At 33.3% G+C, this 14,099-nt stretch carries 16 protein-coding genes; 9 read left to right on the top strand and 7 right to left on the bottom strand.

What is annotated here, in order from left to right; translation table 11 throughout:
* Positions 1-106: 106 nt before the first annotated feature.
* The 3 genes from WH188_RS15095 to WH188_RS15085 all read right to left on the bottom strand — a co-directional run bounded on the left by WH188_RS15095 (position 107) and on the right by WH188_RS15085 (position 2,667).
* Entirely contained in the window at positions 107-577 is a 471-nt protein-coding gene (locus tag WH188_RS15095; protein ID WP_168126635.1) for an OsmC family protein, read from the bottom strand.
* 57 nt (positions 578-634) lie between these two features.
* Complete coding sequence (locus tag WH188_RS15090) at positions 635-2,278, bottom strand: serine hydrolase (protein WP_168126634.1); 1,644 nt, start codon at positions 2,276-2,278, stop codon at positions 635-637.
* 62 nt (positions 2,279-2,340) lie between these two features.
* Complete coding sequence (locus WH188_RS15085; RefSeq protein ID WP_168126633.1) at positions 2,341-2,667, bottom strand: DUF6249 domain-containing protein; 327 nt, start codon at positions 2,665-2,667, stop codon at positions 2,341-2,343.
* Between the two features lie 123 nt (positions 2,668-2,790).
* Here WH188_RS15085 and WH188_RS15080 point away from each other — a divergent pair, with 123 nt between their 5' ends.
* Positions 2,791-3,378, top strand: a complete 588-nt coding sequence (locus tag WH188_RS15080) for an RNA polymerase sigma factor (protein ID WP_168126631.1) — start codon at positions 2,791-2,793, stop codon at positions 3,376-3,378.
* On the top strand, positions 3,375-3,740 hold the full coding sequence (locus WH188_RS15075) for a hypothetical protein (protein WP_339424276.1): 366 nt from the start codon (positions 3,375-3,377) through the stop codon (positions 3,738-3,740). The genes WH188_RS15080 and WH188_RS15075 overlap by 4 nt, the downstream gene beginning before the upstream one ends.
* A 132-nt stretch (positions 3,741-3,872) precedes the next feature.
* On the opposite strand, the gene WH188_RS15070 is transcribed toward WH188_RS15075, so the two are convergent.
* The 3 genes from WH188_RS15070 to WH188_RS15060 form a co-directional block, all read right to left on the bottom strand.
* Positions 3,873-4,499 (bottom strand): carbohydrate-binding family 9-like protein, encoded by a 627-nt coding sequence (locus WH188_RS15070; protein WP_206368289.1) that lies wholly within the window; start codon positions 4,497-4,499, stop codon positions 3,873-3,875.
* A gap of 191 nt (positions 4,500-4,690) precedes the next feature.
* A complete protein-coding gene (locus tag WH188_RS15065) occupies positions 4,691-5,920 on the bottom strand; it encodes a DUF5009 domain-containing protein (RefSeq protein WP_339424275.1) in 1,230 nt (409 codons plus the stop codon).
* Between the two features lie 44 nt (positions 5,921-5,964).
* Complete coding sequence (locus tag WH188_RS15060; RefSeq protein WP_317166815.1) at positions 5,965-6,951, bottom strand: glycoside hydrolase family 18 protein; 987 nt, start codon at positions 6,949-6,951, stop codon at positions 5,965-5,967.
* A 306-nt stretch (positions 6,952-7,257) separates the two neighbouring features.
* Between WH188_RS15060 and WH188_RS15055 the strand changes: the two genes are divergently transcribed.
* The 6 genes from WH188_RS15055 (at position 7,258) to WH188_RS15030 (ending at position 11,825) form a co-directional block, all read left to right on the top strand.
* A complete protein-coding gene (locus tag WH188_RS15055) occupies positions 7,258-7,821 on the top strand; it encodes a sigma-70 family RNA polymerase sigma factor (RefSeq protein ID WP_339424274.1) in 564 nt (187 codons plus the stop codon).
* 9 nt (positions 7,822-7,830) lie between these two features.
* A complete protein-coding gene (locus WH188_RS15050) occupies positions 7,831-8,103 on the top strand; it encodes a hypothetical protein (protein ID WP_031288290.1) in 273 nt (90 codons plus the stop codon).
* Between the two features lie 76 nt (positions 8,104-8,179).
* Complete coding sequence (locus tag WH188_RS15045; RefSeq protein ID WP_132839737.1) at positions 8,180-8,629, top strand: DUF417 family protein; 450 nt, start codon at positions 8,180-8,182, stop codon at positions 8,627-8,629.
* Between the two features lie 11 nt (positions 8,630-8,640).
* The gene (gene msrB, locus WH188_RS15040) at positions 8,641-9,747 is read left to right on the top strand and encodes a peptide-methionine (R)-S-oxide reductase MsrB (protein ID WP_339424273.1); all 1,107 of its coding nucleotides are present in this window, start codon (positions 8,641-8,643) and stop codon (positions 9,745-9,747) included.
* A 488-nt stretch (positions 9,748-10,235) separates the two neighbouring features.
* A complete protein-coding gene (locus WH188_RS15035) occupies positions 10,236-10,673 on the top strand; it encodes a nuclear transport factor 2 family protein (RefSeq protein WP_132768317.1) in 438 nt (145 codons plus the stop codon).
* A 207-nt stretch (positions 10,674-10,880) separates the two neighbouring features.
* Positions 10,881-11,825 carry an aldo/keto reductase gene (locus tag WH188_RS15030; RefSeq protein ID WP_132768315.1) on the top strand — a complete coding sequence of 315 codons (945 nt, stop codon included), beginning with the start codon at positions 10,881-10,883 and terminating at the stop codon, positions 11,823-11,825.
* A 334-nt stretch (positions 11,826-12,159) separates the two neighbouring features.
* On the opposite strand, the gene WH188_RS15025 is transcribed toward WH188_RS15030, so the two are convergent.
* Positions 12,160-12,924 carry a response regulator transcription factor gene (locus tag WH188_RS15025; RefSeq protein WP_168126622.1) on the bottom strand — a complete coding sequence of 255 codons (765 nt, stop codon included), beginning with the start codon at positions 12,922-12,924 and terminating at the stop codon, positions 12,160-12,162.
* 95 nt (positions 12,925-13,019) lie between these two features.
* Here WH188_RS15025 and WH188_RS15020 point away from each other — a divergent pair, with 95 nt between their 5' ends.
* A complete protein-coding gene (locus WH188_RS15020; RefSeq protein WP_132839746.1) occupies positions 13,020-13,670 on the top strand; it encodes a DUF1349 domain-containing protein in 651 nt (216 codons plus the stop codon).
* The last annotated feature ends 429 nt before the right edge of the window (positions 13,671-14,099 follow it).

The following is a 14,099-nucleotide window of genomic DNA, read 5'->3' as shown; positions in this document are numbered from 1 at the left end:
TTAATGAACAGCGAAAGTAAAGAATTTTATCATATACCCAAGAAAATTGCGAAGTTATATGCGTTATTTATATACCTGTCTTTTATGGAAAGTACCTATTATATTTTTATTCTGCGAGGCATGTCGGCATATGCATTACAGGAAAATTGCACGAATTGGCTATAAAACAAAGTTGATTAGCTTTTTTGTGCAAATCTAACGCTAATGCAATTTGCTCCGGATTTAAAATAACCACTGCAGGTTTTAGTATTATCTCCACAAAATGGCCACTAGCATCTGAATTAACTTCTAATATAGCTTCTGCATGGTCTGTGTAAGAGATGACCTCAATGTTGTTTTGATCACAAAGATAAAGATAAGACATCATGTGGCATGAAACTAAGCTACTCAGCAAGAGATCTTCTGGATTGTATAGACTTGGATCCCCTTTGAAAGCTTTAGCTGCAGAGATTGCCAGATCACTTTTCCCTTCAATAGAAATGTGATGGCTTTTACTATAAACTTTAGATTTAGGAGAAGCTACCTTCTCTGTTGAAAACCAACTTAGTGCTACTTTAAAGATGTGCTTGAACGCCATTTTTTATTTCAAATTTAACTCCATTATACTAGATATCCAATATTAACACTAATTTGGCTACAATTTATGTGCTTTCATTTCACTATTCTGAATTTTGTTTAAACCAATGATTTTGTTTTTGGAATCAATCTGAAAGATAAGGGAAGCATCTAGGTCTCGCGCGAAGAATTTATGCTTTGCAAAGGGTACAAGTTCTTTTTTATCATGACCAACCTGTCCATAAAGTTTATTATGCTCTAGGGTTACTTTAAATACAGGTCCTGGATTAAATTGATAACTACCCACATATTCTTGCAATAACTTTAAAGGTAGTTTAATGCTGTTATATAATGTTATCTCATTGTTTTCCCGATAGCCATTGACCGATATTCCTGTACTCTTCATTATAAAGTTAGCTTCCTTAGATCGTCCTTTTCCAATAAAATCTAAAATGATTAAACTATTTCCTAAAGTAAATTGATCTTTTGCAATTGGAATTAATCGAGTTTTTGTTCCTCCAAGAGTATAGTACATCAGACAACCATCTTCTAATCGGATAATGTATTTTGTGTCATTATCGAGTTTATAAACTCCTTGATAAGTAGCTAATTGCTTAGCTGTTAAAATAACTTCATGAGCTGTATATGGTTTTCCTAAACTTATAGCGAGCATTTTTGACCCCAGTAGATCTAGATCTACTGGGCTATCACTATTTCTAAATATAGATATGGCTATTTGCTCTTCTGGTAAATAAGCGACATAAGTATAAAAGCCATTGATTACTCCCACATGCTTAACACTGAGAGTTCCTTGTACATTACCGATTTCCCAACCGTACCCATATCCAGTTAACCTTCCATTCGTTAGTTTAAAAGACGTAAAGGCTTTTTTAATCGTTTCAGGTTTCAGAAGTAAGCCATTAGACAGCGCTTTATACCAAATTTGTATATCTCTGGGAGTGGAAGCTAATGATCCTGCTGCATACGGCAATGTCATGCTTAAGAAATTCGTATTTTGATAACTTCCATTTCTTTGTGAATAGCCAGATACCCGCCCTTTAATAATTTTAACAGGATCGTCGAAGTAAGAGTGTACCATTCCTAATGGTTTAAAAATATTCTCTTCAATATATGTTGCATAAGATTGACCCGTAATTTTTTCAATGATATTGCCCAATAATACATAACCAGAATTAGAATACTTATAATTGGTTCCTGGTTCGTATTCAAGGGGCTCATCCTTAAAAAGATTAATTAGTGCTGTTGGCGTTAAATCTTTCCTTTTTAATTCTTCAGTAAAGCTACTCAGACCTGTATAATTTTTTATTCCAGCAGTGTGCGTAAGAAGAGCCTCAATAGAGATTATTTTATTTTTCGTCGGAAATTCCGGAATGTATTTTCGAATATCATCTTGGAGCGATAATTTACCTTGTTCTAGAAGCTTTAAGATCGCACAGGCTGTAAACTGTTTGGAAATTGAACCTAAGCGAAATACATGGTCTAATCCCATGTCAATATCCAGTTCTATATTAGCTTTTCCGGATGTATTCTTGTAAAGAATTTGATTACCTTTTGTGAGGCATATAACAGTGCCAGGTGCATTATTAGGAAGCTCACTTTTGACGATTGAGTCAAATAAGATAACATTTTGTTGCGCAATACTTATGCTAGGTGAAAGAATGGAAAATCCAAGGCATAGCAATGCCATAAATGATAGTTTCATTTTAAAAAATTTAGGTAAATATTAAATTAGATTGATATGAGTAATTGTGCTAATCCTTCTGCTTATTTCTTTTTGAGTAAATAGAAAGAGGTAATTAGAGCTACACCCAATCCAAGAAAAATACATGTCATCATCAATGTCAGTTTTTGTAGAGGGAATAGTACACTTAACATAGTGCCACTAACAATTCCCAATGAAATTCCAATACTGATAATACCTATTACTAATAATAGTGGTCTGAAATCTGATTGACCTTTGAAGTAATCCGGTTTCAATCCTCTTTCCAGAATTTCCATTCGCTCTTTGTGTCTAGTGGTGAAATAGTAATAACTGATTCCAAATACAACGAGAGAAATAGATATAAATAGTGCTGCTGATGTGCTTTGCATGTCAAATTATTTATTGTTTATTTCTTAATGAGACTGAAAATTTTTATCATTGGTCACCAATGTGACCAATTTTTTTTAAACGAGTCTAAGCATTAGTATAAGAAAATTAATCTAGCCACAAGTATGCTGTTTGGACAACCCCGTAAGAAAGAAGATTATTATTTGCAAAAGGCGATTCAGGGTGAAAGAGAAGGGTTTGAATATCTTGTGGCTACGTATAGAAACTTAGCATATACACTTGCTCTTAAAATTTGTGGTAATAGTGAAAATGCTGAAGAAGTAGTGCAGGATGCCTTTATGAAGGCCTTCAGTGGATTAGCACATTTTCGTAACGCGGCAAAATTTTCAACATGGCTTTATAAAATTGTGTATTACACTGCATTAACTAAAAAAAGAAATCAACGTAATGACACACAGGAGCTTAATGAAAACTCAGATGCAACTGCTTATATATCGGATGAAAAAAAAGAATTTAATAATTTAGTAGTTGCTGATCGACAGAAGTACATCAATTTGGCCCTCAACCAGCTTGGAGAAGAGGAGAGGATTGTAATCACTCTTCACTATCTGGGCGAAAAAAGTATTTCCGAGATCTCAGAAATACTTGACCTTGGAAAATCAGCAATTAAAATGAAACTGCTACGTGCAAGAAAAAAGTTAGAAAAAGCTCTTAAGGGCTTACTTAATGACGAATTAAAGGATATATTATGAAAGATAGAATATTAAAAGAAAATGATCCATTAGCTAACTTGCTCAACCGAGAATTAATGGATGTTTCTTCTTCTGAGTTTTCAGATAAATTACTCCATTCTTCAATAGCGAGTTATAAAGTCAGTTATCGGATAAAATATCTGAAGCAAGAACGTTTGGGCAAGATCATTATGCTTGTGCTTATTTTTTTTAATTTAATGATGTTACATATTTTGAACCCTCTAAAGCTGAGTACCATCGTTTCATTCTTTTTTCTAGTAACAGCCGTTTCCATTGGATTATTATGTCTATGGATACTATTGAAATCAGCTCATAAGACCACAAATAAAATAGAATTAAAATTGCATTCGCAAAATAATTAATCAAATATTACAGGCTAAGAAAATTTGATCATATCAGTGCTTAAACCTGAAAACTACATCAGAATTAGGTTTTATAAAGTTCTTGCTAAGAAAATAGGATGAGAGACATAATACGAAAGATCTAACTCATCTTTATTGAAAGTTTATATTTCCAAAAAAATCTATAGCATGAAACTGTGGATGCGGTAAATGAATAGGAGACCAAGATAAATAATGAGGCTGTTCCAATTTATCACCGCATTTATAAAAGTTCCCTTTAAACTTTTGATTAGCAAATGAATCCATTGGATTTAAATAGAAAGCAGTTAATGGTATGATGACAGCTAGTTGCCAAGAGGTTGTTTGATTTTGAATATTGATAGGATCGCTACCTAAAGATGACCATCGCTTGATACTGTTTAATATAGGTTCTGTGGCCAATGCACGTTTTCCAGGCTTACCTGCCTGCAATAATAACTTTCCGATACAGTTGAATTCAAAATTATAATAGGTTAAATCAGAGGCCTGAGGTTGGACAAAAAATTCAACACATGCATCTTGAAATACTTTCCCGTTATCATGATTAGTAACAGCCCGTACATGTTTCTCCTCCACTAGGTAATGAATTAATAAGGCCTTATCGGTATATGCAATAGCAAAACTAACCCGCGGTTTATAGGGATATGTAGCCCAATTCACCTGATCAATAGCTTGATAGGTAATAGCCGCTTTATTAAAAAAAAGAGGGATATCTTTAGGATCAGCTATATCCGTTTTCAATCTCACTACTGTTAAAGACTTTGACCTGTTATGCACTTGGGCAGTTAAGTTACATGTTGTAAATACCGCGAAAAAAAGAAGTACAGCTCGAATCGAATTTCTCATTATAGATATAAGGTAAATATTTAAGTCAGCTATGGTGCTGGTATCAAAGCTTATTTAGAACACAACATAATCATATTTTCTATGTTTTATAGCCGTAGTTTTATATTCATTTTTTCAAAAAGGCCAGCTGTCCAGATTACTAAAATAGCAAAAAGAAAGCAATTAAGAAGACCTGGCAACCCAGAGGTTAATTGATCGGGTAATGTAATTAAGGTTAAACTAGAGGCTGCATAATACAAATAAGGTATACAATAAGTAGTAAGTGTACTTGTACCAGCTGGTTTGATCCATTTAAACCATCCTGTCAAGTTATAATAGGTTAAGATATCCATTAAAGTATATGTCAAGAGAGAAATACATAAGACATAAAATAACCAAGGTAATGTCGCCGAGATTTTATTTACAATCCAATATTGATGACAGAAATATCCCATCGCTAAACTGATCAACCCAGATAAAATGATATAGAACCATTGCATGCTTTTAGATAATTTTTCCATTTTAGCAAGTGACATACTGAGTATTACACCACCCATGGTGAAAGCTGTTAATACGCCATTGCCGATATGAAATAGTGCAATGAATCCGTCAATAAAATTACCTTTTGGTAGATTTAAGATTGAAGTTCCACCAAACTCTGCTTTTAATGGCGTTTTAAGAATTGCGATCAAAATAAGGATGACAGCACTGTAAAATAGGTATTTCTGTCGATCAGAAAATAGTAAATAAACAGTCGCACAAAAGAAATAAGAAAAACTAATCATCCCAAGAATACCCCAATTCGAAGAAAATACAGATCCATTTGCTCCTCTAAAGCTAATTGCTAAATAGAGAAGTATGAGTACACCTATTATTTTGAAGATGGGGATCAGGCCTTGTATTCGATGATTCGTAACCTTTGAATAGTCGTTCCAGATGGCAACAAAAGCTAGGATCATCAGTACCCAATAGATAGCGATTGAATAAGGAGTGTCTGCCGCTAGCCCAGCTTCGGAATTTCCGATAAAAACTCCAGTAATCAAAAGTGCAAATGTACGGGACAAAATATGTTTTATTGTCGATAGCGATTCATATCCTTTAGTATACCGTATCTCGATTGCATAAGGTATGGATAAACCGACAGAGAAAAGAAAGCATGGAAATATAACATCTGCTAGCCCCATAAAATCTTCTCCATAAGCAGCATGCTCAAGATAATGGGGAACGTCATGAATTTTCCAAAAATCATTAACAAAGATCATAATCAACATGGTCAGTGCCCGCATCATATCAATTGCTGGATTCCGCTTATGATAAAATAAACTTTGCTTTTCCATTCTTTCACAATAAGGTTATTCCTGTACTTATGTTCAATTGTTGATTACTCGAATATTCCTGAATAAACTGTACTTCGAAGTATTCCATCTTCTGTATCACCAGCATATTCCCAATACATAGCTCCTAATAAACCTTTTGCTCTTATAAAATCGCACTTGAGCCTGATGGATTCGGGGCTTTCATAGGACAAAACAAATTCTCCTTGTTGATTGACCATGTAATTCGCTTTTGCAACATCATCCCATTTTTTTTCCAATCCTTGTAGCTTTAATAAGTCTTTGTAATCGATAAAACTTTTAACTTCTTCCTTATTTCCTCTTCCATAAAAGGGTATTCCTAAAACAAATTTGTGAGCAGGCATCCCCGCGGTAATATGTGCTGCTACTGCTTCTTCACATGTTGTATTACCAGACAATGCTGATCGGTATAGGCTCGCATGGTGGTAAGGAGGATTACCGGAATCGTAGGTCATGATATTGACAAAATTTAGATAAGGTGCAACTATATCGAACGCCACATATTTACCACTTGCCACAGAAGCCATAGTTAGCAATTTTTTAGTGCCAATAGCTTTTCTAATCGCTTTCATCAATAAACTAAAATTATGGGTATCATTAATATGGGAAGATATACCTGCGGCCGAACTAGTAGGGTATTCCCAGTCAATATCAATACCATCTAAATGAAATTGTTTGACAGCTCGAGCGCAATCTTTGGCAAATTGCTCTCTTTTAGTGTTATCTGAGGCCATCTCACTAAATCGGCCACTTCCCCAACCACCGATCGACAATAATACCTTAAGATGAGCATATTTTTTCTTCAGATCGACAATCGATTGTAACCGTGTTTCATTATCGATACGAATACCATTAAAAGCATCATTAACATGACCAAATGCGTAATTAATATGTGTAATCTGTGTTGGATCGGGTATATCTGATGTCCAGGAAGTTACATAGGCGACTATAACCTTACTAGGTTTCTTTTTCGCAAAAATGGGTGAGACAGTAGATATTAGCAGTATTAACACAATAATAAGCTGAAAGGAAAAAAACGCTATACACGATTTCTCATTCTTTTTAATTAGCATAAGTTTCAATATATTAGATCTTTTTTTTAATGTTAGGTTAGTCCTATCTGTAAATATAATATATTATTTGTTGATAATCAATTCGTTCTATATCTTTTTTCTAACAAGATAAATTGTCTGAACTAAAATGAAAAGTATATTTAAACATCCTTTTATCTAGCATTAACCTACCCAATCTGCTTACATCGTCCGGTTAATGTTGATAGAAGTCAGAAGTTTATTCTTTAACTTTATAAACCAGTATATTTGAATTGCAGCATGAATGAAAAGATAGAGACAATTAATAGGTGGATTGACCAATACAGTGTGCCCTTATTAAAAAGAGCAATGTATTTAGTGTCTGATAAAGAAGATGCCGAGGATTTGGTACAAGATGTTTTTATAAATGCCTTTGAGTCATATACTAACTTCAAGGGTAATAGTAGTCCCTTAACTTGGCTCATGCGTATCTTAAAGAATAAAGTTGCTGATTTCTATCGTAAAAAGTACCGTCATAACGATCAGATCAGTTTGGATTATTTTTTTGATGAATCAGGATCATGGAAAAGTGATGATATACTATATGAGTGGAACGAAGAACAAAATCTGCTGGATGACAAAGAGTTCCATATTGCTTTGGAGGAGTGTTTAGAAGGTCTTCCTTTAAAGTGGAAAATCCCTGTAAAGCTTTATTATCTCGAAGAAAAAAAGGCAGCTATAGTTTGTCAGGAAACCGGAATTACAACGACTAACCTTTGGAAAATACTTCAGAGAAGTCGTTTACAATTACGGGCCTGTTTGGAAAATAATTGGTTTAATACTCAAAATTAAAACATTACTATGTTAAAAAGAACCATACACTTTTTACTGCTCTCTTGTTCTGAGACGACTTTGTTAATTGAACTGCAAAATGCTGACGAATTATCATTAATTCAAAGACTAAGATTAAAGGGACATCTTTCTATTTGTAAATGGTGCCGCGCTTATGAGAGAAAGTTTATTTTTATGGATACACTTTTGCGCAACAATCTGAATAAAGGGCATAATCAGGTTATTCATGAAAATGATATACAGGAGTTTAAAAGTAAAATAAAAAGTAAAATTAAAACTTAATCTTTTTTGTCAGGATTTGAAAGTATCAGCGACTATTGATGTAAAGAAACATCACTGAACTTTAAAATCAATCAAAATGCATGCAAAAAACAAAAATAATGATCCAAATATAGGGTCTTCGTTAGGTTACTATATTTCGTTTGGAGGAGCAGTTCTTATTTTACTTTGGATAGGAATATTTAAGTTTACACCTACGGAGGCAAATGCGATTAAACCACTGATAGAAAATCATCCACTATCGGCTTGGATGTATACCATATTGAGTGTGCAAACCGTATCGAATATAGTTGGTGTAGTGGAAATTTTGGTAGCAATTTTACTGATTCTGACATTAAAATTTGACGAACTGAAAAAATATGCAGGATTTGCAATGTGCGTCATATTCCTGATGACATTGAGTTACTTATTCACCACACCAAATATGTGGAAGATTATAGATGGCGTACCCTATACAGATTTTTTTATACTTAAAGATCTGATGTATCTAGGATTTGGTATGCATTTGGTAAGTTATAAGACAGTTTAAAACATAAAACAATGAAAAATACATTAATAATATTGATATGTTCTATTGGAGTTGTCACATTGATGGCAATGGGTCTTGCTTTAAAGAAAAAGACAATAGAGCCACTAAATAAAATACCAACCGACATGAATCGTAAAACAAAAGAAATTTATTTTGCAGGAGGATGCTTTTGGGGTACAGAGCATTTTTTTAAACAAGTAAGAGGTGTTACTGCTACAGAAGTAGGATATGCGAATGGAACAGTTGTAAAACCAACTTATGAGGCAGTTTCTAAAGGTGTAACAGGAGCTGCAGAGACCGTTAAAGTTGTCTATGACCCCGAAGAAATTGATTTAGAACTGTTAATTGACTTGTTTTTCAAAACGATCGATCCAACACTTTTAAATCAACAAGGGAATGATATAGGAACCCAATACCGGACAGGTATTTTTTTCTCCAATAAAGAAGATGAAAGTTTAGTACATCAAAAAATTGAGGAATTAGGAAGGGCTTATCCGCAAAAGAAAATAGTGGTAGAATTTGGACCTGTAAAGAGTTTTTATGATGCAGAAATATATCATCAAGATTATTTGGACAAGAATCCTGGAGGCTATTGTCATATAGGGGCAGATTTATTTGAATTAGCAAAGAAGGCAAATCCTGTCAAAGTGGGGGAATATAAAAAAAAGGATAAAGAAACCCTAAAAAAAGAACTTACGGATATACAGTACAATGTAACGCAAAAAAACGCTACCGAAAGAGCTTTTGATAATGAGTACTGGAATGAATTTAGAGAAGGGATCTATGTTGATGTGACTACAGGCGAACCATTGTTTATATCTTCAGATAAGTTTGAGTCGGATTGTGGATGGCCAAGTTTTTCAAAACCGATTAGTGAGAAAATAGTGAAGGAACTATCGGATAATTCATACGGAATGGAACGTACTGAGGTGCGCAGTAAGACAGGCGATGCACATTTAGGACATATTTTTAATGATGGTCCAGCAGATAAAGGAGGTTTAAGATATTGTATCAATAGTGCATCTATCAAATTTATTCCTAAAGATGAAATGGCTACGAAAGGTTATGCTAAGTATATCGCATTGTTAGAGAAAAAAGATCAGAAGTCAATTAAATAACATGTTGTTAGGTAGTTCTTTATTTTATAATCATTTTCGAATTATCAGGATGGAAATTTATACATAAGATCATCCGTACATGATAAAGTTATTTATATAAGTGTTATCATTAAATAGGCGATGTGTTAAAATTATTATAGACAATCTCAGAGAGAGTAAGATATTTTAAAGATGAACTTACTCTCTTTTTTTATCTATTTATTTTTCCCTCGAACCGCTTAAAATATCTATTCATATACATTTAACAGGGCCGTAATTTATAACATGCATTCACGCGACGTCATTTACTTTAATAATGATGGATTGTCTATTCACCTTCAGTATACTGTTTTTTAGCGAGTTTAATATATTGTTAATCTAAATGTAATAAACAATATACGTTGTTTGTCTTAATTTTGAATCAGAAAGTTAAAGGAAATTATTAAGGGAAAAATTATCCAAAAATCTACTCATTTAAAGCACAACAAACGAGTACTAAAAAATAAAACATGATGACAACGTTAGTAAAAACATTCGCAGCGGTAGCATTAGTAACTTTAGGTAGCATTACTATGGCGGCAGATAAACCAGAAAAAAGTATGGTTAATCTTTCTACAGCTAACTTAGCAATTGGTCAATATATAGAAATCATTACCGAAGGACAATCAATAGGATTAGAGCAGTTGTTTGCAAGCGATTTTAATCAGAAAGTCCAAGGGACACATGCAAAAACAAATAGTCGATCAGAACTTATTAACTTCTTTAAAAAGCAAAAAGGAGAGCGATTAAACTGTAAGACTACTACACAGATTTTAGAAACCTCCAAAGACTACGCTATTGCCAAAGTGATCATGCAATTCGATAGCTTTACCAAGATTGACATCGTAACTTTAATCAATGATAAGGGGACTTGGAAAATAACGGACTCCGTCACCTCATATAAATAGAAAATTTCACTGAAAAATATAGGTTTTATATCAGGCCATATCGTTAGATATGGCTTTTTCTATTAGACATACATTTCTATAATATTACTCTTTTTGTTCTAAGATATTATAACTTTATTAGAACTAAAGAGTCAACATCTTGACAAACTGATGAATTTATTAAAATGTGAATAAGTTATTTTTACTGAAATATTTATTTGAATAAACATGAAAAAAGTAACAATTAAAAATACAGATTTAGAAATTGCTCCGATCAATTTTGGAGGTAATGTTTTTGGATGGACCTTAGATGAAAAAGAATCATTTGATATTTTAGACGCGTTTGTAGATGAAGGTTTTAATTTTGTGGATACTGCAGATACATATTCTTGGTGGGTGAATGGAGTAGGAGGCCAGTCTGAGACTATCATTGGAAAATGGATGACGCTACGTAATAACAGAGAAAATATTGTCATTGCAACAAAAGTGGGATCTGAAACAAAAGAACATCCTGTTGATATCAGTAAAAAACATATCTTGAAATCCGTTGATGAATCTTTACAGCGTTTAGGTACAGACCATATCGATCTGTATTATACGCATTTTGATGATCAAATAACTCCAATTGAGGAAACATTATCTGCGTATGACGAAATTATTAAGGCTGGTAAAGTTCGTTATATTGCAGCTTCTAATCTATCCCCTAAGCGATTGATAGAATCTTTTGATGTTGCTGAGAAGAACAATTTTCCGAAATATGTAGCGCTTCAACCACATTATAATTTGATGGAACGCACTACTTTTGAAAAGGATTACGCACCTTTAGTTGAAAAATATGATTTAAGTACTTTTTCATACTGGTCATTAGCCGCCGGATTTCTAACAGGAAAATATAGAAATGAATCAGATCTTAACAAGAGTGCGCGTGGTGAAGGAGTGCGGAAATATTTAAATGCTGAGGGATTAAATGTGCTGTCAGCTCTTGATAAAATCGCATTGAAATATCATACACAACCAGCAACAATAGCCTTAGCGTGGCTACTGGCCAATCCATTAATTACAGCACCAATAGTAAGCGCAACGAGTAATAATCAATTGAAAACGCTATTTGATGCTCCTAAAATCACTTTAGATCAGGAAGATTTAGCATTATTGAATGAGGTCAGTAAATAATTGAGATTTTGGTACTAATGGTAAGAATATTATTTATAATGGTATAAATTACGGATGTTTAAAAAATAAAGGATCTGTCTAATTATTTTTTAAGTAGCTTTATGATAACACACTGTGTTGCTCAATACATAAATATGAAGACCATACTACTTATACTGCTCATTATAGTCGCTTTATTGATGATTTACTTTGGAATTAGAGGAAATCTATTACCCCCCATATTAACTGGATTAGGATTTATTATTATAGCAATCTTATTTAAAATCGGCGTCAAGAAATAATTTGACGCCGATTTTAAATTATATCGATTGGGAAAATAGGTGATCTATATCAACTATTTAAACAAGTTTAAAGAAGATGCGATCCGGCATGCTTCAATTGAATTCGTAACTCGAAGTTTTTCAAGAATATTTTGTCGGTGTCGATTGACAGTATTAATACTGATGGAGAGGTCATCAGCAATTTCTTTACTGCGTCTGCCAATTTTTATTAAACTAAGAATTTCTATCTCTCGCTTGGATAATAAATTGCTATTTTCCTGTTTTTCAGGTTGAATAATTTGCCCTGTAACACTGTTCACAATAAAGCCCTCGTAAGACTCTGTGTTATCGGACAAATGAGCAAAATTGTATAAACATAGGGCTAACCAAATACTGCCATTAGGTGAATTCTGAACATAATACATGCGATGGGATATCCATATATACTGACCTTCCTGATTGTACATCCTGATCTTACTAATGACATGAAAATTGTGACGGTCAGTAAGAGGTATATGTTTTATAAAATGAAAATATTGCAATTCAAGGATATGCTTCCGTAGTAGATCATCAGGGTGAATAAGCTTGAAAATTGCATCTTCCCATATGGAATCAATCTCTGAATCATGATCTGATAATCCTAGTGTTTGGGCAAGCCCCCCGTTGTAGATATAGCTTTTGTCATTTTTAAGATCACTCAAAACCGCTATCGCATTTTCAATATGAGCATAAAATTGTGCAATATATTGACATTGCTGAAGCAGTTTGTGAGGATTTGGCTCTTGCTCAAATACTTGCTCTAAAAGCTTTTCGTTAAGAACTCCTGCAATGTTATTCATATCTTAAAAAATGGTTATTTATCAGTATTGATAATCTTTAAACACTCGTATACCTTTGCTAAAGTAAAAAATTATAAGATTATTTGAATACAGAGATGAAGAAATTAATACTACTTATGATGACTGTCCTTTGCCAACAGTTGACAATGGCACAAAATCTAACGAAAATGCAGTGGTTTAATGAACCGGCAAAGTGGGAGGTAAAAGACCAAACGCTGAGTATGTTCGTAACACCCCAGAGTGATTATTGGCGTATATCGCATTATGGATTTACTGTTGACGATGCTCCATTTTATTATGGAACTTATGGTGGTGAGTTTGAGACAAAAGTAAAAATTTCTGCTGACTATAAAGCGAGATTTGATCAGATGGGATTGATGCTTCGTATTGATAAAGAAAATTATATTAAAGCAGGAATCGAGTTTGTTGATGGAAAATACAATTTAAGTACTGTCGTGACACACCGCACCAGTGATTGGAGTATCATCAGTCTAGAAAAAGCCATTCCATACGTATGGATAAAAGCTGTAAGGAGGTTGGATGCTGTAGAGATATTTTACTCTTTTGATGATAAAAATTATACTTTAATGCGTAATGCCTATTTACAAGATAATACACCTGTTATGGTGGGCTTAATGGCGGCATGTCCTGATGGTAATGGTTTTAATGCAACATTTGAGCATTTCGAAGTGAAACATCTTGCTGATCAAAGACGCTTAGAATGGTTAAAAAATCATGCAAACTAAATGGTACATGTTCATGCACCAATAAAAAAAATAGTAGTACCCCTGTATTTTTAGTGAAAATTTAATAACTGAATCGGATAATAGCTACAGATTAGCTTTATCCGATTTTTCATTTCCTTTTTTGATGTTAATGCATTGGTATTGTTGCCAATATAAAAATTTGTTTGACAGATAATATGATTAATAAACGATGCTATATGGTGCTTTAGTTCAGGTTTTAAAAATAATTACATTAAATCTACTTAGTTAGTAGACTTTATTAAATTTATTTTTATATTTGCCTTATCGTTACTCAATTGGCGTTGGCAAACGAAACCGAAATTAATATTCATTATTTAACAAAGTTTATGAAAAACAACCTTACTAACCCATCTACAAGAGCAGTCTCCGTGACTGATTATGTTTCCTTTAATTTACCTTCCTGCTGGA

The sequence above is a fragment of the Sphingobacterium sp. MYb388 genome (genome assembly GCF_037479535.1).
Lineage (GTDB): Bacteria > Bacteroidota > Bacteroidia > Sphingobacteriales > Sphingobacteriaceae > Sphingobacterium > Sphingobacterium anhuiense.
This window is presented reverse-complemented; position numbering and strand designations above follow the sequence as displayed.